The following is a 20,463-nucleotide window of genomic DNA, read 5'->3' on the forward strand; positions in this document are numbered from 1 at the left end:
AGAAGAGGTTATTTTGTGAATAGCTTCAGGTCGATAGAGTTGCCCATGGCTTTGTAGCCTGCGTCGCCAGGGTGGAGGTGGTCGCCTCCGTCGGCGGTTGAGGAGAAGACGGCTGGGTTGGCTGGATCTTGTGTCGCTTTGTCGAAGTCGACAAAGCCGTCGAGGACACTGGTGGTACGAATCCACTTATTGACGGCCTGACGCATGGCTTCGCCTGCTGGGGAGGAGTATTTGGCTCCGACGTAGGGGGTGAGTGTGGCGCCGTAGACCTTGATGCCGTGGGTGTGGGCGCGAGTGGCAAGTTGGCTGAGTCCCTGGATGAGGTCTTCGGCGGTGACGATGTCGTAGGGTTTGGTGGGATCGGCTGCGTGGCCAATGTCGTTGATGCTTTCAAGGATGATGAGGTATTTGACGCTGGCCTGAGCAAGCACATCTCGATCGAAGCGGGCGAGGGCGCTGGGGCCGGCGTTGTCGTGCAGGACGCGGTTGCCTCCAATGCCTAGGTTGAGGACGCCGAGGTTGCGAAGTTTCTTATCGGCCTGCAGGCGCTGGGCAAGGATGTCGGGCCAGCGCTTGTTGGCGTCTTTGGTGCTGCGAGCGCCGTCGGTAATGCTGTCGCCGAAGGCGACGATAGCGGCGGAGTCGCCGTTGGTGCGTACGTCGATGCCTTTGAGGAAGGGCCAGTTGGTGATCTCGGAGAGAGTGTCGAAGGACCTGGCTCCGGAGACGCTGCCGGGGGCGGCATAACTCGTTTGATCGGCGAAGCTGTGTTGCGAAACCTGCTTCATAGGCTGGGCCGGGACAACGAAGCTGACGGCAACATCGGAGAGCGGAGCGAGCTTCAGGGCGGCCGGATCGCTGACAGCTAATGCTCCGGGAGGAATGACGATGGAGGTGCTGCCGCCGAAGGTGAGTGGGCGCGCGGAGGTTGTGTCGATTTCGTTGCCAGTGGTCCTGAGTGCGATATAGGCGGCGTTGATGGTGAGGGGGTCAAGGCCGAACTCGTTGGTGAAGATGACGCGAGCGGCATCACCGGCGATGGAGGTGTGGACGATCTCGCGGTAGGTGGTGTCGGCGGCGCCATATTTGCCTTCAGCGTTGGACTGCGCCATGGGAGCGGTGGCCCAGGTGCCGACCCAGTGGTCGGGGGGGGCGGCGGAGGCAGCAATGCAGAAAAAGAGTGAGAGCAGGCAGGAGGCGGCGAGTTTTACCAGGTTCATGAAGGTCCCTTCTCAGAGATGATCGACGCCCTCATGGTATCTCAATGGTTGAGGCTGGCGGGTTTTCCGGCGGATGATTGGTGAAGTATAGTGGCTTGGTTAGTTGGCTGATGCATGCGAGGTGTGGGAGTGACGATTCGAACGCTGGGGGTTATGGTGGTTGGCATGACGATGGCGATACAGGCTCATGGTGCCGTGACGAAGGCTGCATTTGGAAACACGCCGGATGGAACAGCGATCGAGATTTATACGTTGAAGAGCGATGCGGTGGAAGCGCGCGTGATGACGTACGGTGCGCGGCTGGTTTCGGTGAAGACAGCGGACAAGGCTGGTAAGGTGGGCGATGTTGTGCTGGGGTACGACTCGTTAGCTGGTTATCTCGCGGATGGAAAGACGTACTTCGGCGCGGTCGTTGGGCGTTATGGAAATCGCATTGCGCATGGACAGTTCACGCTCGATGGGAAGACGTATGAAGTACCGAAGAACAATGGCGAGAATTCGCTGCATGGCGGCACAGTTGGGTTCGACAAGCTGGTGTGGAAGGCGCGCGAGGTGGCTGAAGGCGTCGAGATGACATTGGTGAGCAAGGACGGCGACCAGGGGTATCCGGGAACGCTGACGGCACATGTCCGTTACACGCTGCATCACAATGCGCTGCGGATCGACTACAGCATGACGACAGATAAGGACACGGTGGTGAACCTGACAAACCACAGCTACTTCAATCTTGGTGGCGTGGGGAGTGGGACGATTTTGGATGAAGAGATGATGATTGCGGCGGACAAATATACGCCGACGAATAGTGGGTTGATTCCAACGGGAGTGCTGGCCCCGGTGGAAGGTACGCCGATGGACTTTCGTAAGCCGGTAGTCATCGGCAAGCGGATCAACGACAACTTTGAGCAGCTGAAGCTAGCGGGAGGCTATGACCAGAATTGGGTTCTGCGCGGATCCAATGGAGAGATCAAGACCGCGGCCAGGGTGCATGATCCAGTGACGGGGCGTGTGCTTGCGGTGACGACGACGGAGCCGGGTGTGCAGTTCTATACCGGTAATTTTCTGGATGGCACGTTCCATGGGCCGAATGGTGTGGTTTATGGGAAGAACACGGGACTTTGCCTTGAGACGCAGCACTTTCCGGACTCACCCAATCATCCTTCCTTTCCGACGACAGAGTTGAAGGCAGGGCAGACTCGTCACAGCATGACGACATTCACTTTTTCGGTTGAAAAGTAGCAGGCAGGATTTGAGGCAACACGCATGAACAAGGTTGTGGCATCGGCGGATGCTGCGGTTGCAGATATCGCGTCGGATTCGACGATTATGCTGGGGGGCTTTGGGTTATGTGGCATACCAGAGAACCTGATTGCTGCGTTGGTGAAGCGACGCATTACGGGCTTGCATACGATCAGCAACAACATGGGGGTTGACGGCTTCGGCATGGGGTTGATGTTGGAGGCGGGCATGATCGCTTCGCATATCGGCAGCTATGTAGGTGAGAACCGCAAATTGGAGAAGATGGTAATCGCCGGCGAGTTGAACCTGACGCTGGTGCCTCAGGGAACGCTGGCCGAACGGATTCGCGCTGGGGGCGCGGGGATTCCTGCGTTTTATGTGCCGACGGGGCTGGGGACTGTCGTTGCAGAAGGCAAGGAGATGCGGCAGATTGGCGATCGTACCTATGTACTGGAAACAGCGTTGCATGCGGATTATGCGTTGATCAAAGCGTGGAAGGGTGATCGGCTGGGGAATCTTATCTATCGGAAGACGGCACGGAACTTCAATCCGGCTATGGCGACTGCGGCGAAGGTGACGATTGCGGAAGTGGAAGAATTGGTGGAGCCGGGCGAGCTTGATCCGAACGACATTGTGACGCCGGGGATTTATGTGAAGCGCGTGGTCGTTGGCGAGCGTTACGTGAAGCCGATTGAGTCGAAATTTATTAAGGCGCAGCAGGCAGGTGGTGCGGGATGAACGGCAAGGAAATGATTGCTCGCAGGATAGCGCGCGAGGTGCAGGATGGGTTTTACGTCAATCTTGGCATTGGCCTGCCAACGATGGTTGTTTCATATCTGGCGCCGGGCATTGATGTGGTCTTTCAGTCGGAGAATGGGATGCTGGGTGTGGGGCCTCCACCGGATGAGGCGCATACCGATCCTGATCTGATTAATGCAGGAAAACAACCGGTGACGGAGCTGGCTGGGTGCTCGTACTTTGGCAGCGAAGAGTCATTTGCGATGATACGCGGCGGCCACATGGACATGAGTGTTCTGGGTGCGATGCAGGTGGATGAGCAGGGTAATCTGGCGAACTGGATGATTCCCGGCAAGATGGTGAAGGGGATGGGGGGCGCCATGGATCTGGTGGCCGGCGCCAAGCGCGTGATTGTTGCGATGGAACATCAGACGAAGGAAGGCGAGCCGAAGATTTTGAAGCAATGCACATTGCCCCTGACGGGTACGCGGGTGGTGCACGATATTGTGACGGAGTTGGGATGGATCTCTGTAACTGCGGATGGACTGGTACTTATGGAGATTGCCGAGGGGATTAACCCGGAAGAGGTACAGAAGAGGACGGAGGCAAAGCTTATGATCTCTCCTCAGTTACAAAAGATGACGATTCAATAGTCACTATTTGTCCCTGAATTCTGTGGGAAGCTCCTGAAAGCAGGATGGTGTGCTGTGTATGAATTTTCACACACGGCATATTGTTCGATTGCATCAAAATATTAGAAATGGCTTTTAACTCCCCATTCGTGACCGGCACGCGGGTTCCGTCTGTTCTTATCGTCATTCTGAATTGGAACAGTCTTGGCGAGACTGAGGCCGCACTGCAATCGGTGCGGGCGATGGAGTACTCCAATTTTCGTGTGCTGGTCGTTGATAATGGCTCTCGCGATGGCTCGAATGTTGAGCTGCGGCGATGGGCTGGTGATCGTATTGAGATTTTGGAATCACCTGCCAACGTCGGGTATACAGGTGGCTGCAATTTCGGTATTGAACGCGCGCTTGAGATGAATGCCGACTATGTATGGCTGCTGAATAACGATGCTTTGGTCGAGCCAGGGACACTGGCCTCACTGGTGGAACTGGCTGAGAGCGATACGCATATCGGTCTGGTTTCGCCGCAGATTGGTGCATTGGATCAGAACCGACTCACCTTTGCAGGCGGTGTGATTTCCTTGAAGCGCAAGCTCTATGAGGAGACGAACGATCCTGCTGTTGCTGCAGAATGGAAAGAGCGGTATCCCACTGCCGGACTTGTGATTGGAACGGCGATGCTCGTTCGAGTGGAACTGGCCCGAAGGATTGGAGTGCTAGATTCGACCTTTTTTGCTTATTTTGAAGATATTGACTATTCGCTGCGAAGTGCTGCAGCAGGTTATCGCAATGTTATTGACGCGCGCACAACGGTGCGGCATCTGGAGAAGAATCGTAATACACAGCCGTTCGAGATCAAGCCGCATTACTGGTATTACATGGCGCGGAATGAAAGCCGATTCTGGAGAAAACACCTGGGTTTATGGGGAAGCCTTCGGCTACGGTGGTATAGCTTCAACGGATTTATGCGGCATTACAATCGTCTGAACGCAAAAGAGCAGAGCAGAAATGCGATTCTTGCCGGGCTATGGCACGGGTGGCTCAATCGAGGCGGTGAATACAGCTCGGATTTTCGAATGCCAAACATGCTTGTAGCATGTGTGAAGCTTTACAGTCAGAGACCTGCTTTACGACGTTTCGAAAACGTATCTCAGAAGGAAGAGGTTCTTTCACGCGCCTAATAGGGAAGCCATCCAATGCGTGAGAGGAAGAGTGTTTCTGCGCGGAAGAGCAGGGCGTCAGGATTGGTCGCCATGCGAAGCAGATTCGTGGGCTGCATGCGCTGAGGCGTGTTGACGCCTCCATAAAAAGAGAAGCCTAAACGATAGCCGAGTTCCTGCGCAATTCGTTCGGTTGTTTGATTGAAACTGCCATAGATGCCTACGGGATAGGCAATCGAAGTAATGGAGCTGCCGATTCCTTCTTCGATCGCCTTCTTGGATTTTGAGAGCTCGAGCCACTGGTCTTCGGGGGAGAGCTGGCCAAGGATGCGATGGGACCGGGTATGCGATCCGATGGTCATGCCGGCGGCCTGCATCTCTCTCGTTTCTTCCCAATTGATAAAGCGGCGGCCTGTTATGGGAAGCTCGCATTCGGTTTGAAGGCGGAGCTGCTCCAGCAGCTTTTCGCCATGATGGTTATCGGGTCGCTTGTAATGACTGAGTACAGTACGAATGGCGGGTTGACGGTCTGATGTGAGATTGATCGTGAGAGGAACTGGATACTGAAACGAAAGGCTCGTCTTTTTTGTGTTGCGGACACGATAAGCGATTTCGTCCCACCAGGGGATTGTGTTGGTGCCGACATACTCAGAGACGAGAAAAAAGAATCCTGTACAGTCGTTGGACTTGAGGATATTAAAGGAGGTCAGATAGTCGTCGATATATCCGTCGTCAAACGTGATGGCGACGCTCATGTGGGTGAGTTTTTCTTTGCCCGAGACAATGGCTTCGAGTTCTTCGCCGTCGACGACATGAAAGTGGCGTTTAAAGTACTTGAGTTGCTGGTCGAGTTCATCGGTCGAGGCACTATAGAGCGCGCGGTCAAAGCGTGAGGCGCTGGCATTGCCGATTCGATGATGCGTTGCGATGAGAATTCCCGGCTTGGAGCGGAGAGCCTCAAGCGTATGAAGAACGCCAAGTCGCCTGAGTAGGTTGGCGGCTAGAGATCTTTTGGACATGCGGTAAGAATTCCCCCAATGATTCGATAACGGTCCCTAATTGCTTATTCGTTTGATGCAGTGAGAATTACGAGCACACGTACTTACTCAAGCTTTCGCAACAAACCAACTGAACGCAATAGTGTTCCAATTGCAACGCGTGCGCAGAACCTCATTGTTTCCAGTGTGGGACGAAGGTCGCGGAGATCGAAGTCAAAAAAATGCAGATTGCTTTTGTAGCTGCTAAATAGTTGCTTCCACGTCAGAATACCGCGCTCTACATAACGTGGCATAGCCGGGATGTCGCGACGTAGAACGACATGCCGGAAATTGAAGTTGGTGGTTTCCATGGGTTCGATCGGCTGTCCGATGAGATCGAGATAGTGCAGCCAGCCGATAGGAACCCCAGCGTAAATGGCAGCATCTGCGGTAACGCTGTAACGTGGATTGGCTTCGATGAGACGTACTACGCCGTCCCGGGTGTCTCTTTTGACTTCAATCTCACAGATGCCAACGTAGCGAATGCTGCGCAGAAAGTTATCGCATAGTGCGGCGATCTCCTGATCGATGACTGGTTCCACCATGGAGCCTGAGCCAAAGAGGATTGGGTTTGCGCGAAGTTCGTGGACGACAGAGTAGCCGATGCGACGGCTATCGGAGCCGTAAACGGAGAGATAGCAGAATTTAGCGTCGTCTCCGCCAGAGATGATTTCCTGTACGACTGCTTCGGGGCGATAGGTTTCTGCCTGCGAATAATTGTCGAGTAGGGAGGCTGGCGTCTCGGCGGTGATCAGTTTCAAGCCGCGCAGTTTGTTGCCTTCGGGAAGAGAGTCCCACTCGCGTTGATGGCGTGGTTTGATGAGGCACGGGAAGCGGGCTTCCGCGGTGAATCGTTCGAGATCGGCCCGAGACTGTATATAGGCCGTGCGTGGAATGGGCAGGTTGTGTTGAGCGGCTAGCGCATATTGCTGCTCTTTTGTGGCAAGGGCAGCCTGCACGGCGATGGATTCGAGGGAAAAGATATAGTGGGCCTGAAGCTCTTTTGCATGATTTCCTAAAGCCGCAACGAAGATATCGGCTGCCGGGATGATGACCGGTTTTGTGCCGAGCTGGTTAGCGAGGCCGATCATGAAGGCGACCCAGTCTGCCGGGGAGGTATCGGGATTGGGGCATAGATGCGACTTGCCGTACGAGGAGCGGAAACCTTCGTGCGAAGCATCATAGTCTATCCCAACTACACGAACGCCTTGACGCAGAAGATCACGCATAAGGTTGAGTCCGGTTTGATAGACGCTGGCGACTACGACTGGCGGCCAACTATTTTTTGCATGAGTTGCCGTCAAGCAAGGGTTTCCTTCTTTCATGTGAGATGCGGATAGTCGGAGTGGTGTTGGCGAGTGGCTCTATGGATTCTTTGAGCGCTCTTTGATGCTTTTTGCGAGCTGCTCTACCTCTTGCGCCTTTTTAATGACAGAGACGGAGAGCGTATCTTTATTGCTCTTCTCTACCTCGGCCTTCAGCTCCTGGGTCAGACGATAGAGTTTTTCTGTGTCGGCCTGGAGATCAGCTCTCCGCTTTTCCGCAGGGGTCATTGGCGAGGATGAAGTGGATTTTTGATTGGTAGCTGTAGCAGCCTGAGTTTGTTTGGTTGCTGAGCCGCTGTCTTGTTTTGACGTATCAACTGCCTGAGCCACTAATGCGCCACAAAACACGAGCGGTAGTGCAAGAGTGTGCAATGCGCTGCAGATCAATCCAGATTGGGTGAGTAGCTTACGCATAGTCGCTTCCGTCTGCTCAAGACAGGTGCCCGAGCCAACTGTATGACGATTGAAACAGATCGCTGTTATCGCGTCCAGATAAAGCACTCGGCCAGAGTTGTATCTGACCGAGTAGAGGAGGCTTAGTTAGAAGGAGTTCCGGATGCTTTCACTTCCGTTCCGGTGAGGTCTTCGAGAAGGCGGATGGAGCCGCAAATGTCGTCTTCGCCGTAACCTTTTGCGATGGCAGCGCGAAGCATTTGCCGGGACAGCGACGTTACGGGAGCGGGGATGTTGAGCTCAGCGGCGGAATCCAGCATGAGCTGCATATCTTTTTCCAGCCACTTGACGGAGAAGTTAGTTGTGAAGTCGCGTTTGAAGACCATAGGGGCTTTGACGGAGATAAACGTCGATTTAGCCGCGCTGTTGTTGAGGATATCGAGCATGATCTCTGGATCAACTCCAGCTTTGGTTGCGAGAACCATGCTTTCGTTGAACGCTTGCAGCAGATTGCCGAGGATCATGTTTTGGGACAGTTTGGCATGAAGTCCCATGCCAGGGCCGCCGCAGTAGTAGAGCAGCTTGCCCATGGCTTGAAAGTAAGGGGTGATCTTCTCAAAGATCTCCTTCTTGCCGCCAACCATAAAAGTGAGTTGCCCGTTTTCCGCTCCGGCTTTGGAGCCCGTGCAAGGGGCATCGAGGAATTCGATGTTTTTTATGGCAAGCTCTTCGCCGATTCGACGACTTTCGGAAGGAGAGACGGTACTGCAATCGACGATGATTGTGCCAGGTTTGGCCTTTTCGATGAGGCCATCTTTGCCGAGGATGACTTCACGCACCATGGCGGTGTCTCCGACACAGAGGAAGATGCAATCACTTACTTCGGCGACATTGGCCGGTGTTGCATACGCAGTGCCGCCTTGTGCGGCCAGTTGCTGCGCTTTGGAGGGATTGTGCGACCAGAGTGCTACGGTGTGTCCTGCGTCGATGAGGTGTTTGGCCATCGGACCACCCATGATGCCGAGGCCAAGAAATCCTAAATTTGCCATTGGTGTGTATCCCCTTTACTTGGATTGTGCATGGTTTAGAGGTGAGTGAAATAGGCGTAGAGCATGGCAATACCGCCTGTCATGATGATGAGGAGAAGGCTGTGGCGGAAGGTAAAGCGAAAGAGCCTGACCTGCTGCTGGGCCGTAAGACCGGTGGACGCTGCGGCAACGGCGATGGTTTGCAGGCTGATCATCTTCCCCATAACTCCACCTGATGAGTTTGCGGCTGCCATTAATACTGGTGAGAAGCCGAGCTTGTTTGCGGTAACAACCTGGAGATTGCCGAAGAGTGCATTCGATGAAGTATCTGAGCCGGTCAGGAAGACTCCAACCCAGCCAAGCAAGACGCTGAAGAATGGGAAAAATGGGCCGGTTGCGGCGAAAGCGAGGCCGAGCGTGGCAGTTGCTCCACAATAATTCATCAGAAAAGCAATGCCTAACACTAACGTAATGGTTGCGACAGGGAAGCGTAGCTGTCTGATGACGAACAGCAAAATATTGCCGAAGCGGGCTGGCCTGACACGAAGTAAAACAGCAGAAAGAAGGGCTGCCACCATGCAAGCTGTGCCTGGCGCAGCGAGCCAATTCAGGGTAAAGAGTGCGTGGTAGGGGGATTCATTGGCCACGATCGGCGGCATTCTGTGCACTATGTCGTGCAGATAAGGCCATTTGATAACGATGGTTACCGAACCGAGCAGATGCTGCATCGGCTGGATGCCCCAAAGCAGGACGCAGCAGACGACGAGGCCATAGGGCATCCACGCGCCAAGGACCTGAGTAAAGGAATAGTCGGCAGGTGTGCTTCCTTGACGAGAGATGTTAGCGGATTCTGTCTCGTTCTCCGTGCGAGAGAGTCTCCAGAATGCCGAGCTGTGTACGAGGTGTGGAGAGGATGGATCGGCGGGAGCAGTATTCTTCAGATAGATGATGAGCACTGCTATTGTTGCGACGGATGCAAGGATGTCGGTGAGAGCAGGGCCGAAGTGTGTTGACACAAGATACTGACCTCCACCGAAGACGACACCTGCGAGCATGCAGGGGAAGACAATTCCTTGTAATGCACGCTTTCCGCCAATGGCCATCATGAGATGGAGAGGTATGATGACGGCGATTGGAGAACAGAGCGCACCTACGGCAGCACTTAATTTATTGAGAGGAAGTCCTGTTGTTCCGGCAAGTGTGTATATCGGGATCCCGATGGAACCAAAGGCTACGGGAGCTGTGTTGGTGAGCAGGCAGATGGCTGATGCGCTAAACGGAGAAAAGCCAAGTCCGATGAGCATCGTGGACGCGATGGCAACAGGCGTTCCGAATCCAGATGCCCCCTCAAGGAAGCCTCCGAATGCAAATGCTATGAGTATGGCCTGCAATCGCGGATCAGGCGTGAGACGACCAATGGAGTTCTTGATGATTTCGAAGCGTCCTGTCTCCACTGTGATACGAAAAAGGATAAGAGCCCAGAAGATGATCCAGCATATAGGAAACAGTCCAAAGGCTGCGCCGTAAAGGATTGCACTACATGCAGCTCTGATGGGCATATGGTAGCCCGCTGTAGCCAGCAGAAATGTGATGATTAGACCTATGATGCCGGCTATCCATGCCGGCCTGCGGAAGACGCCAAGCAGCAGGAGCATCGCAATAATGGGCAACGCAGCCAGAAGAAAAGAAGTGGCAAGGCCAAAATGGAAGAGGAAATACGATTGCTGCCAGGTCAATATGGTGTCTCCTGAGAGCCGAATCAAGTTTGAAGTGGGTGCTGCCGACACAATGATTGTATGTGTTGAAGAATAGGTTGCGCTGCTGATCACGTGAGCTTGTATGATTTTTGCCAGTTTGAGTGGCAGAGGTCTAAGAAGATGCTTTCCATGTTTAGGACAAAAGCCTTATTTTTATGAGCGATCCAGGATTCAGTTCAAAATTGAAGTCTCTCCGCGAAATGGCACACCGCATATTCGAAGAGGCCATGGATGCTTGCTCGGTGTCTCGGGCATTTGCATCAAAAGTCAGCGCCAAAGACAACATTCTTCGATTGGGGGGAGTGGAGTGTGCCGATCTTTCAGAAGTGAAGCGCATCCTGACAATCGCAATTGGCAAGGGGGCTGGCAGCCTATTGCAGGCTTTTCTTGAGCAGCGATCGATTGTGGATGGCCGTGAGGTGCTGGGTGTTCTCGATGCGCCTGACGGCTTGGAAAATTTACCTGCCGGTATCTCTTATTTCCGGGGCGGACACCCTCTTCCCAATGAAGCTTCATTTGCAGCTGCGCGCAAGGCTCTGGATTTATTGGTTTTTTCTGTCGAGGACTCCAGGGCGAGTGAGACTTTCTGCTTTTTCCTGATGAGTGGTGGGGGATCTGCGATGTTTGAACTTCCTCTAGACCCCTCCATTTCGCTCGAAGATACCGCTCAATTTCATCGAGCACTCGTGCAGAGTGGCGCCTCCATCATAGAGATCAATTGCATCCGGAAACATTTCTCAGCTGTGAAGGGTGGGCGTCTTGCGTTGGCCGCGAAGGATCTTCGTCATATCACGCTTGCTGTCTCCGATGTGCCATCGGGGCAGTTGGATAGTCTTTCGTCCGGGCCTACCGTGCCCGATTCATCTACGGTAGAACAGTGCAGAGCTATTCTTGAGAAATATGCATTGCTTCCGCAGTTTCCTGAATCTGTTCAGCGATTCTTTATGACGCCGCAATTTGTAGAAACTCCGAAAGTTGGTGAGATCCGAGAGAATATTTTTTCCGTGCTTTCTTCCGATGATCTGGCGGTTGCGGCCAGTGAAGCTGCAGGACGATGTGGATTTAAGACATTTATCGATAATAGCTGCGACGATTGGGATTATGCCGCGGCGGCAGACTATCTGCTTAATCGCCTTAGAGTGCTACGACGGGAACATGGCCGAGTCTGCCTTATCTCGGCTGGCGAAGTGACGGTACGCTTGTCTTGTTCGAATCATGAAAAGCGTGCTGGAGGGAGAAATCAGCACTTCGCGCTCTACAGTGCACTGCAACTTCAAAAGCTGGAATCTACCGTGATCTTATCGGTGGGTTCGGATGGTATTGACGGAAATAGTATGGCAGCAGGTGCGGCCGTTGATATCACTACAGTGCTTGAGCGGAGATTTGAAGCGCAGAGAGCGTTGAGCAGGTTCGATTCCTTCTCGTTTCTGAATGCTATCGGAGATACCGTTATTACAGGTCCAACAGGCAATAACCTGCGAGATTTGCGTGTGCTGCTAGCGGATGAATAATTTACGCAATCTTATCCGATGTCATAGCCGTGTCGTTGTAGCTATCTTCGTAATGTTCTTTAATAAGCCCGCTTGAAAGGGTATTTCTGGCGACGACCGCAGCAGGAGAATTATGTCTTCAAGTGTTGGTATCGCATCCCAACCCTTCCGGGCATCGTTGCGTCCCGAAGCTTTGATGGCGGCAGCCGCTGAAGCAAATAAAATTGCTTCATCCAGCGGGATCTCACGGGCTATAGCAAGCGCAAATGCTCCATGAAATGTATCGCCACAGCCATTTGTGTCGAAGGCATCAACTTCGAAGGCTGGAAGATGCGTAACATTACTATGACGGTTGCTTGCGTAGTAACAACCATCTGCTCCTGCTGTTACTACAGTGGCCGCTCGTCCTGCTTTTGCAAGATGCAAACAGGCTTCATGCGGATTTTCAGCGTTACTCGCCCAACGGGCGAATTCATAAGGAACAACTAGATAGTCTGCAAGTTCGGCTAGTTGCTTGGCAGGCTCGGATTTACCTTCGATATCGCATAAAAGTGGAATGCCTATATTACGTATTTTTCTTGCTACATCAATGGGCACATGCCCCGACACGTGATCCAGTAACACAAGGCACGCTGACAAAAGAAGGGAATCGGGGATATCTTCTGGTGCGAGTGGACGAAATTTCGAGGCATCATAAAACACATTGCGATTGCCTAAGCTATCGACCACAATCGTGCTGTGGTATGGGGCTGCGATGCAATCTCGAATGATGTGAGAGGTGTCTATATTTTTTGTTTGCAGCTGTTGTTCAATGTACTGCGACAGCTCATCGCCCCCTAAGCGCGCACAAAACGCGGATCGTCCTCGGAGTGTGCCGACGGTAGCGATAGCAGTGCAGGCGGGTCCCCCGCCATAGCGCTTCTTGGCTTCAACTGCAATTTTAATGTTGGGCGGAGGATAGGATGAAATATACAAAAGATCGTCTACGGCAGCGATCCCTATGGCAAGAACATCATAGCTCTTCGGGGAGAGAATGCTTACGGATTTGTGTTCTTGCTGCATGGATGAATGTATTCGTTTAATGGCTTACTTGCCGTAGCTCAGTACGGGCGACGTTAGTTCCATATCTTGCTTCAGTGACCGCTGCGGTGGAATGTTTAGCTTAGTCAGGGCGCCGTGATAGGAACTTACGGCTTCTGCAGGGGATAATTCGTCGTCCGCGACCCTGCGGAGATGCTCAATAAATGACAATTGGTGTTCTGCAGTATTAATTTTTCGGCCAAATAGAGCAACACGAGCACCGCATTTTTTTGCCGAATGCAATAACGCAAACGCATCATGTGTTGTTCCTGCGGAACCACCAAGTACGCCTACAACAAGAGAGGGATCATACGTGCAAATCTCTTCCATCGCTGCGGGGCCATAGTAAGGGATTTTCAAAAAAAGTGGCCTGGCAATTGTTGGAAGTCCCGCCAGCAGGCGAACGATATGATCATTCACGAAGGACGGGATTGCTTCCTTCGGGATTCTATGTATGTCGGATGGAATATTGGGGCCGAAGACTTCAAGAAAATGATGAAATGTTTTCGTCTCTGCTTCAAGACGGAAATCCTTGTATGCCTGCATCGTAGCCAGATCGTAGTCGGGCTGATTGTTGAAAGTGACAGAATAGAGTCCAAGGTTAACGTATGATTTTCGGAGCTCATGGGGGGGCAGAACGCGGCCCATTTGAATATGGTCGATGGTTGTCGATGAGAAGGGTTTTGAAGGCATCTCAGCATATGAAGATCCGCGAACAACATGAATATCCGTCGTATCATTTGCACGGACGGCAGGTGTCACAGGAGAGTTTTCAAAGATACGTTCTTGAATAGATAAAATTTCAGAGGTACTTGCAGACATTAACATGATGTCGACAAAACCCTGGGCAACAATCTCACGAATCTGATCACGAAATTCGGGAAGGCTACGTTGATTTCCGTGGTGATTTTTGCCCGGTGCGCCAATACCAAATGCCATATCGGCGTCTTTCGCGTCAGCGATGATAAAAGCACGATTGCTGGGAGATTTTTGAAATGCTTCCAGTTTAGTGGCCAAAGTTTTTTGCATATCTCTAAGAATTGCGAACGATATTTGTTTGAGGCTTTAGCATGTGCGCTTTAAATATTCTGTGCAGAGTAGGCGCAGAGGTGGTTCATCTTCTTCTATAACAGGGAAGCGCGGTATAGGAAGATGGAAATAGTTGTCATCTGCATCATTATTGGTAGACGAAATTTCCCCGATAAGTGCAGGGCCATTCGTTGCGTAAAAAGTGTGATAGGTGTGTGGTAGAAGAGTTATCGATTCGCCAGCTTTTAGTGTTACTGTTTTGCCCGCATCAATCTTTCGAAGAATGCCATCGCAGATGACGTGGACTGATGTATCCGCCAGTTTTCCACCCGCAGTGGAATGATAGAGCTGGACGACAAGGTCGCCATTTGTAGTAAGACCACCTCGGTTGATGATGTCTTCCGTTTTGGTGTGATGACAATGTAAAGGGGTCACCTGTTGTTCTCGAACAAGCATGATCTTTTCTGCGTATGGTTTAAAATAGCCAGTTTTATCATCTCCACCATTGCGAAGTGTAAAGAGTGTGAGGCCGCACGATAGAAAATTGCCAGAGCCAAAATCCGTTATATCCCATCCAAGTTTACTTAGTTGAATCTCGTCAACTTCCTTTCCGCAAAGGCGCCACATATCTGGAGTCCAACTCGCGAAGGGAGGGAGAAAAAAGTGGTTTGCCGCAAAAAAATCTATCGCTTCGGCAATATATGAATTTATCTCAGACCGTTTCAATTCTTTCCTTTCGACAGCACACCAACGTTTCAGGACAATGCAAGAATACGTATAGCCGAGAAGAAGATGATATCGAAATCATTATTTGTTGCTAATCGTTTTGCACTGTAAAACAAAATTCTCTTTCGCGATGAGAATATGCGTGAGATGGGCTTATGAAAACCTGAATCTGTTTGGGTTTAGCTTGTCCTCAAAAATGCTAGAGTATTTCACTATATGAAATCATTGCCTGCTCCACACGATACTAAGTATCCAGTGCGCAAACGGTCTTATACGGTTCAAGCTGTTGTGCGGGCTGTTGCCGTGTTGAATGCCTTCGCTTCAACATCGGAAGTTCTTGATTTACATGTCGTTGCCGGGCGAGCCAAACTCAATCGAGGCACTACCTTTCGATTGCTGGAAACCCTGGTTGAAACAGGGCTACTTGAACGTGCTGGGAAGCAGGGCTACCGATCATCGATTCAGACAACGAAAGCAAGACGATTTCGTCTCGGCTATGCCTCGCAGAGCAATTTACTCCCCTTTACAACATCTGTAACAGACGGACTGATCACTGCTGCAAATGCAGCGAATATCGAATTGCTCATATTGAACAATAAATTTAGCGCACGGACAGCTCTGCAGAACGCCGAGACTTTCGTCGCGGAGAACGTAGATCTGGTGATCGATTCGCAGATCAATCTGAATGTTGCGGCGCAAATTGCGGCGAAGTTTTCGGATGCGCGAATACCTTTTATAGCCTTAGATATCCCGCATCCGGGCGCTATCTATTTTGGAGCAGACAATTACAAAGCTGGGCGTATGGCTGGCCGCTATCTTGCACGTTGGACAACGAGGTATTGGAAGGGGCATGCAGAGCAGTTGATCTTGTTAGGCGTCGATGCAGCGGGGCCATTGCTTAATGCTCGCTTAACAGGAATAGTCGATGGCATTACGGAGCTTCTACCAGGTGGGGCCGATATACCTCGCCACCATTATGACACTAAAGGTGGACAATTTGAAGCTACACTTGACCTGGTGCGGAAACACCTGCGTAGGCGTAGAGTGGAACGAGCTTTGATTGGAGCGGTGAACGATACGACTGCGATGGCTGCTCTGCAAGCGTTTCGTGAAGCAGGTATAGAAAAAGAGTGCGCCATTGCGGGGCAGGATGGTAGTGGGCTGGTCCGCGAAGAGCTAAGAAGATCATCTAGCCGTTTAGTCTGCTCAGTGGCCTACTTTCCTGAAACATATGGTTTAAAAATTATTCAGTTAGCGCTCGATATTCTCAACCGAAAACCCGTGCCACCAGCAATCTTTATTGAGCACGAAATCCTCACTCCAGAGAATGTCAATAAGATCTATCCGAATGATAACTGGATGCAGCATATCCCAAAGCGCTTTATCTAAGCGTTGTTTTTGGTGAGGTTTTCGTTTTATCCTATAAAACGAATTTTGAGGCGAATCCGCGCAGACAAATTTAGATGTTAGTGAACAGCTAATACCAAGCTGTTCCTATATTTTTAGCGATAATGCACGAAAAATGTAAAACCTTTTGCCTAAAATCCAGAAAAATAGGCATCTATTTTCATTTGAATGTCTAAACAAAAATAAAATGATTTTCGAATGAATGAAAAGTGAGATTTGAGCGTTGACAGTCTTTCTTTCGGCGCAATAAAAACCTTCTCGAACTCAATGAATAGTTCGCCGTTCCATTCTCATGCCTGCTATGCAGTCCGATGATGTTGGCTCGGTCAGATATGTGCGAAGGGACGACTTTGAGGCTCTCAGGGAGAATGGAATGAAGACAATAAAGACCAAATTAGATGAGAGATATTTGGCGCTACGCGAATATTTAAGGCTCTGGTTGCGGGCGAGTATGTTTTTGGCCCTTCTTTTGATGATGTTTCTTCTGAATCCTCATGCGCTTCGGGGCCAGACGGGACAGGGAACGATTGCCGGAACAGTCAGGGATTCCAGCGATGCAGTTGTTCCCGATGCCCTTGTAGACGTATTTAATACTGCGACTGGTGTGAGGCAATCCGCGAAGACAAATGGCCTGGGTATCTATAATGTTATTTCACTAAACCCGGGAGTGTATGAGGTGACTGTCACGAAGACGGGTTTTGAGAAGGCACTTACAAGTTCCGTTACGGTAAGTGCGGCTCAAGCTACCACGGTAAATGTTTCATTGCGGGCTGGAAGGGCCACCGAAGTTGTAACAGTGACATCGATGGATGCACTCCTGTCTAAGGATACGTCGGATGTGACGACGACTGTGGATCATGCGGTGGTCGAAAGCCTACCCTATCCTGAGCGCAGTTCACTTGAAGCTTCCTTATTAGTACCCGGTGTTAATGGTGATCCTCTACAGCCAGGTGGAGTCGCGACAGAAAATCCGAACGCTTATACGAGCTATGTTGTGCCGGGTGCAAGTATTAGTATCGGAGGCGCTCCTCCTGGAACCAATTCGATTCTTGTGGACGGATCAGATGTGACACAGGGAAGTTATGCCAGGGCAGGAGTGAATCTCTCGGGCCGGGATGTGCAGGAGACGACAGTTGTGGTCACAGGTCTTTCTGCGAAATATGGTCGCACTAGTAGTGGCGTGATTGTACAGACCAGCAAGCCGGGGACGAATGAATATCATGGTGCAATCACGTGGCGACATACAGACCCTTATTTCAATGCATTTCCGTTAGGTAATAGTGCGGCGAACGCGTTACACGAAAACTACTACGGCTTTTATATAGGTGGCCCTGTGTGGCTCCCCAAGATTTACAACGGACATGATAAGACGTTCTTTTATGTCGGCGTAGAGCCAGCACGTATGCGGAATCGATTTGCGTTTCGAGGAACTTTCCCGACACCGGATGAGCTTTCGGGACATCTGCATAATTCACTGGCGTTGTTGAATCAATCGATTTTGAAGAGTCAGGGGTATGCTGCTGCATTAGCAGCGCCACGGATTGGAACGATCAATTACCAGTCGACAGTTGATGCCAACGGATTTCCGAATGGTCCTTTCAGCCAATCTCAGATTCGCTCAGTTCCGAACGATGATGTATCTCAGCAGTTGGCTAAAAACCCGTTAGCACAGTTCGTTCTGTCGCAGTTTCCAACGCCGAGTAACCCAGGGCCTTATATCAAGTTCGACTCACCAAACGCAGATTCGCAAAATGATGGAACGAATGCTGTGTATGGTCGCGGCGTAATTAACGAAGACAATCGCTATTCGTTCCGTATCGATCATCAATTCAATAATGCGAATCAGATTTTTGTGCGGTATACAGTGATACCGGTGATCGCGACCCGCTTCTTTGCTGTGGATGCGACTAATCCTCTGACGATTGTACCGAGCGATGCTGCGCGCACACATAATATAGCGGTTGGCTATACGCATCTCTTTTCCAACTCGGTAGTTAATGTATTCCGTTACTCCTTTCTGCGGGTTAATCAACAACGACTCGCCCCGCACAGTGCGCAGTCTCAAGACTATGCGGCGAAGTATGGTTTGACCCCAGCCACATTTGGCAAGGGCTTTCCCAGTCTTGGCAATCTAAATGCGAATGGTGTTGCATACACGATGCAGATGGGCGTGGGAAATGCCGCGCAACAGGTGGATCAAAATTTTATTGTTGGAGACGACGTAACCTGGACGCTCGGCCGTCATGTTTTTCAGTTCGGAGTCGATGTTCGCTGGATTCAATCGAATCAATATGATCTAAGCGGTGCGACGGGCGGTAAATATACCTTCTCAGGGAACCAGACGAACAATGGTGCGGCGGGCGGCGCACCCCTTGCTACGTTTATTCTTGGCACAATTTCTACTTTTTCGAATACGCCGGTCACGGTACCAGGCTACTATCGCTGGCGCTACTATGCGGGTTACTTCCAAGATGACTGGCGTGTAACGCCAAAGCTTACATTGAACCTTGGCGTGCGGTACGAAGTAGAGACGCCGCGTTCGGAGAAATTTAACAACCAGGCATATCTCGCGTTTACACCGGGCAATTTGAATGGATTCGCAACGTCAACCGCATTCTGTTTCTCAGGTGCCTGCGGTTTACCGCGTTCGATGTGGCCGACGAATTTCTATGGACTGGAACCGCGTATTGGTATCGCGTATGCGCCAACGGAGAGGATGACGGTTCGTGCTGCGTATATGATGTCGCGTCTTCCACTGAGCGGCTATGAGAATGTACCCGATCCTAACTTCAATGTCTCTTCACAGACAGTCACATATCTATCGGGAGGTGTTTCACCCAATGCCATCACCAACTATATTACCAACCCGGTGGGGCCGCTAACCTCGGCTTATACAGCATTGAATGGGAATCGAGGACCAATTCTCTATTCTACCGGCCTTGCTCCGGTATATATTTCGCATTCGAATGCCGTGCCGTATTCGCAGACATGGTCGTTGACAATGCAATATCAGGCAGGAACAAAGACTCTGCTGCAAGCTACATACCAAGGGTTAAAAGGAACACATCTAGCAGGAGCATTCAATGGATCAAATAATCCTGGAAACAGAAATCTGAATGTTCCAGGTGTTGGCCAGCTTGTGACTGCGGTACAAAATCATGCCAATCTGAACTTTACATCTCCAAACCAATGGGGGATTACGCAGAATGGTGCTTTAATCCCGGAAAGCAATTTGCAATTGCTCAATCCTTATCAAAATTTCTTTAATCAACCACTACCTGAAGTTTTTCCGCGTATTGGAACATCGGAGTACAACGGCTTCTATGCGAGCATAAATCAGAGGTTTGGGAGCGGTTTCTCATTGCTGGCGAACTACAGCTGGTCGAAGTCTCTGGATAATGTCCCGAATACGAATACTGGGGCGAACTCCGGTGGATTTGGTGCTGCACTAGCGCAAAACCCGCTTGATCTTTCGAATGAATGGGCCGTGGCTAGCTATGATCAGCCGAGTAGGTTAAAGGCAGGCTATGTCTACCAGCTTCCGCTTGGAAGAGGAAAAAGGTTCGACGGCCATAACTGGCTCGTGAATCAACTGATTGGCAATCTAACCACCTCGGGCATCTTCACGATGGGGTCGGGATTCCCGGCTCAAGTCGTGCTTGGAACTTCAGGCTACTTTACATCGTTTACCCCCAAGGGGACTGCTGGATGTACGACATCAGGAAATAATCAGTATTGCAGCGGAGGGGCGTTGCCTGCGAACTTCAAGCTGCGTCCGAATATTGTTCCGGGAGTTCCTCTGATCAATAAAAACTGGAAGCAGAATGTGTTTAATGGACAGTTTGTGCCGTATCTGAATCCAGCTGCGTTCGCGACACCGGGATCACCAAATAATCCTGCGCTGGGAAATGCGCCGCGTACACTAGCAGGCGCAAGAAGCCCACGTGAGACGATGTTTGATGCGATGGTCAGCAAGGGCTTCAGCTTTACTGAGAGGTATAAGGTGAATGTTACCGGAACCTTCAGCAATGCCTTTAATCATCCGGTGTATTACGGATCAAATGGACAATTGCAAAGCTCGGTTACGACTAATAATGTCACGGGTGTTGTTACACCGGTGACATCTTCTACTTTTGGTCAGTTCAACGCTGGTCAGACGGCAGGCATGTCGCGCATTATTCGTGTTGGAGCTGAGTTTATCTTCTAACTTT

Annotated in this window: 16 protein-coding genes; 7 read left to right on the forward strand and 9 right to left on the reverse strand. The window is 51.1% G+C overall.

Annotation, left to right across the window (positions count from 1 at the left end; all coding sequences use genetic code 11):
• Positions 1-8: 8 nt before the first annotated feature.
• Entirely contained in the window at positions 9-1,220 is a 1,212-nt protein-coding gene (locus KFE13_RS13755; RefSeq protein ID WP_260703680.1) for an SGNH/GDSL hydrolase family protein, read from the reverse strand.
• A 129-nt stretch (positions 1,221-1,349) separates the two neighbouring features.
• Between KFE13_RS13755 and KFE13_RS13760 the strand changes: the two genes are divergently transcribed.
• From KFE13_RS13760 to KFE13_RS13775, 4 genes are all read left to right on the forward strand, one after another.
• Positions 1,350-2,456 (forward strand): aldose epimerase family protein, encoded by a 1,107-nt coding sequence (locus tag KFE13_RS13760; protein ID WP_390891572.1) that lies wholly within the window; start codon positions 1,350-1,352, stop codon positions 2,454-2,456.
• 24 nt (positions 2,457-2,480) lie between these two features.
• Positions 2,481-3,194, forward strand: coding sequence for a CoA transferase subunit A (locus KFE13_RS13765; protein ID WP_260703681.1), 714 nt, complete (start codon positions 2,481-2,483; stop codon positions 3,192-3,194).
• On the forward strand, positions 3,191-3,847 hold the full coding sequence (locus KFE13_RS13770; protein ID WP_260703682.1) for a 3-oxoacid CoA-transferase subunit B: 657 nt from the start codon (positions 3,191-3,193) through the stop codon (positions 3,845-3,847). The genes KFE13_RS13765 and KFE13_RS13770 overlap by 4 nt, the downstream gene beginning before the upstream one ends.
• A gap of 80 nt (positions 3,848-3,927) precedes the next feature.
• Complete coding sequence (locus KFE13_RS13775; protein WP_260703683.1) at positions 3,928-5,001, forward strand: glycosyltransferase family 2 protein; 1,074 nt, start codon at positions 3,928-3,930, stop codon at positions 4,999-5,001.
• Here KFE13_RS13775 and KFE13_RS13780 read toward each other — a convergent pair.
• The 5 genes from KFE13_RS13780 to KFE13_RS13800 all read right to left on the reverse strand — a co-directional run bounded on the left by KFE13_RS13780 (position 4,998) and on the right by KFE13_RS13800 (position 10,499).
• A complete protein-coding gene (locus tag KFE13_RS13780) occupies positions 4,998-5,999 on the reverse strand; it encodes a polysaccharide deacetylase family protein (RefSeq protein ID WP_260703684.1) in 1,002 nt (333 codons plus the stop codon). The genes KFE13_RS13775 and KFE13_RS13780 overlap by 4 nt on opposite strands.
• Positions 6,000-6,082: 83 nt before the next feature.
• The gene (locus KFE13_RS13785) at positions 6,083-7,321 is read right to left on the reverse strand and encodes a carboxylate--amine ligase (RefSeq protein WP_260703685.1); all 1,239 of its coding nucleotides are present in this window, start codon (positions 7,319-7,321) and stop codon (positions 6,083-6,085) included.
• A 60-nt stretch (positions 7,322-7,381) separates the two neighbouring features.
• Positions 7,382-7,756, reverse strand: a complete 375-nt coding sequence (locus tag KFE13_RS13790; protein WP_260703686.1) for a hypothetical protein — start codon at positions 7,754-7,756, stop codon at positions 7,382-7,384.
• A gap of 122 nt (positions 7,757-7,878) precedes the next feature.
• The gene (locus tag KFE13_RS13795; protein ID WP_260703687.1) at positions 7,879-8,784 is read right to left on the reverse strand and encodes an NAD(P)-dependent oxidoreductase; all 906 of its coding nucleotides are present in this window, start codon (positions 8,782-8,784) and stop codon (positions 7,879-7,881) included.
• Between the two features lie 35 nt (positions 8,785-8,819).
• Positions 8,820-10,499 carry an L-lactate permease gene (locus KFE13_RS13800; RefSeq protein ID WP_260703688.1) on the reverse strand — a complete coding sequence of 560 codons (1,680 nt, stop codon included), beginning with the start codon at positions 10,497-10,499 and terminating at the stop codon, positions 8,820-8,822.
• Positions 10,500-10,675: 176 nt separating this feature from the next.
• Between KFE13_RS13800 and KFE13_RS13805 the strand changes: the two genes are divergently transcribed.
• A complete protein-coding gene (locus KFE13_RS13805) occupies positions 10,676-12,031 on the forward strand; it encodes a glycerate kinase type-2 family protein (RefSeq protein WP_260703689.1) in 1,356 nt (451 codons plus the stop codon).
• 21 nt (positions 12,032-12,052) lie between these two features.
• Here the strand turns inward: KFE13_RS13805 and KFE13_RS13810 are convergent, their stop codons facing one another.
• The 3 genes from KFE13_RS13810 to KFE13_RS13820 are packed head-to-tail and all read right to left on the reverse strand — an operon-like array spanning position 12,053 to position 14,845.
• A complete protein-coding gene (locus KFE13_RS13810; RefSeq protein WP_260703690.1) occupies positions 12,053-13,072 on the reverse strand; it encodes a PfkB family carbohydrate kinase in 1,020 nt (339 codons plus the stop codon).
• 24 nt (positions 13,073-13,096) lie between these two features.
• Entirely contained in the window at positions 13,097-14,119 is a 1,023-nt protein-coding gene (locus tag KFE13_RS13815) for a beta/alpha barrel domain-containing protein (RefSeq protein ID WP_260703691.1), read from the reverse strand.
• 36 nt (positions 14,120-14,155) lie between these two features.
• The gene (locus tag KFE13_RS13820) at positions 14,156-14,845 is read right to left on the reverse strand and encodes a D-lyxose/D-mannose family sugar isomerase (RefSeq protein ID WP_260703692.1); all 690 of its coding nucleotides are present in this window, start codon (positions 14,843-14,845) and stop codon (positions 14,156-14,158) included.
• A gap of 216 nt (positions 14,846-15,061) precedes the next feature.
• Here KFE13_RS13820 and KFE13_RS13825 point away from each other — a divergent pair, with 216 nt between their 5' ends.
• Both KFE13_RS13825 and KFE13_RS13830 read left to right on the forward strand, forming a co-directional pair.
• On the forward strand, positions 15,062-16,234 hold the full coding sequence (locus KFE13_RS13825) for a substrate-binding domain-containing protein (RefSeq protein WP_260703693.1): 1,173 nt from the start codon (positions 15,062-15,064) through the stop codon (positions 16,232-16,234).
• Positions 16,235-16,625: 391 nt separating this feature from the next.
• Positions 16,626-20,459, forward strand: coding sequence for a carboxypeptidase regulatory-like domain-containing protein (locus tag KFE13_RS13830; RefSeq protein ID WP_260703694.1), 3,834 nt, complete (start codon positions 16,626-16,628; stop codon positions 20,457-20,459).
• The last annotated feature ends 4 nt before the right edge of the window (positions 20,460-20,463 follow it).

Origin of the sequence: Edaphobacter flagellatus, from assembly GCF_025264665.1 — a bacterium.
In the GTDB taxonomy this organism is placed as follows: Bacteria; Acidobacteriota; Terriglobia; order Terriglobales; family Acidobacteriaceae; genus Edaphobacter; species Edaphobacter flagellatus.

Excerpts from the sequence above, each read along its gene's own strand:
- KFE13_RS13790 (WP_260703686.1), bottom strand. The coding sequence starts at position 7,756 with ATGCGTAAGCTACTCACCCAATCTGGATTGATCTGCAGCGCATTGCAC.
- KFE13_RS13815 (WP_260703691.1), bottom strand. The coding sequence starts at position 14,119 with ATGCAAAAAACTTTGGCCACTAAACTGGAAGCATTTCAAAAATCTCCC.
- KFE13_RS13830 (WP_260703694.1), top strand. The coding sequence starts at position 16,626 with ATGAAGACAATAAAGACCAAATTAGATGAGAGATATTTGGCGCTACGC.
- KFE13_RS13805 (WP_260703689.1), top strand. The coding sequence starts at position 10,676 with ATGAGCGATCCAGGATTCAGTTCAAAATTGAAGTCTCTCCGCGAAATG.
- KFE13_RS13810 (WP_260703690.1), bottom strand. The coding sequence starts at position 13,072 with ATGCAGCAAGAACACAAATCCGTAAGCATTCTCTCCCCGAAGAGCTAT.
- KFE13_RS13755 (WP_260703680.1), bottom strand. The coding sequence starts at position 1,220 with ATGAACCTGGTAAAACTCGCCGCCTCCTGCCTGCTCTCACTCTTTTTC.
- KFE13_RS13795 (WP_260703687.1), bottom strand. The coding sequence starts at position 8,784 with ATGGCAAATTTAGGATTTCTTGGCCTCGGCATCATGGGTGGTCCGATG.
- KFE13_RS13765 (WP_260703681.1), top strand. The coding sequence starts at position 2,481 with ATGAACAAGGTTGTGGCATCGGCGGATGCTGCGGTTGCAGATATCGCG.
- KFE13_RS13770 (WP_260703682.1), top strand. The coding sequence starts at position 3,191 with ATGAACGGCAAGGAAATGATTGCTCGCAGGATAGCGCGCGAGGTGCAG.
- KFE13_RS13825 (WP_260703693.1), top strand. The coding sequence starts at position 15,062 with ATGAAATCATTGCCTGCTCCACACGATACTAAGTATCCAGTGCGCAAA.
- KFE13_RS13780 (WP_260703684.1), bottom strand. The coding sequence starts at position 5,999 with ATGTCCAAAAGATCTCTAGCCGCCAACCTACTCAGGCGACTTGGCGTT.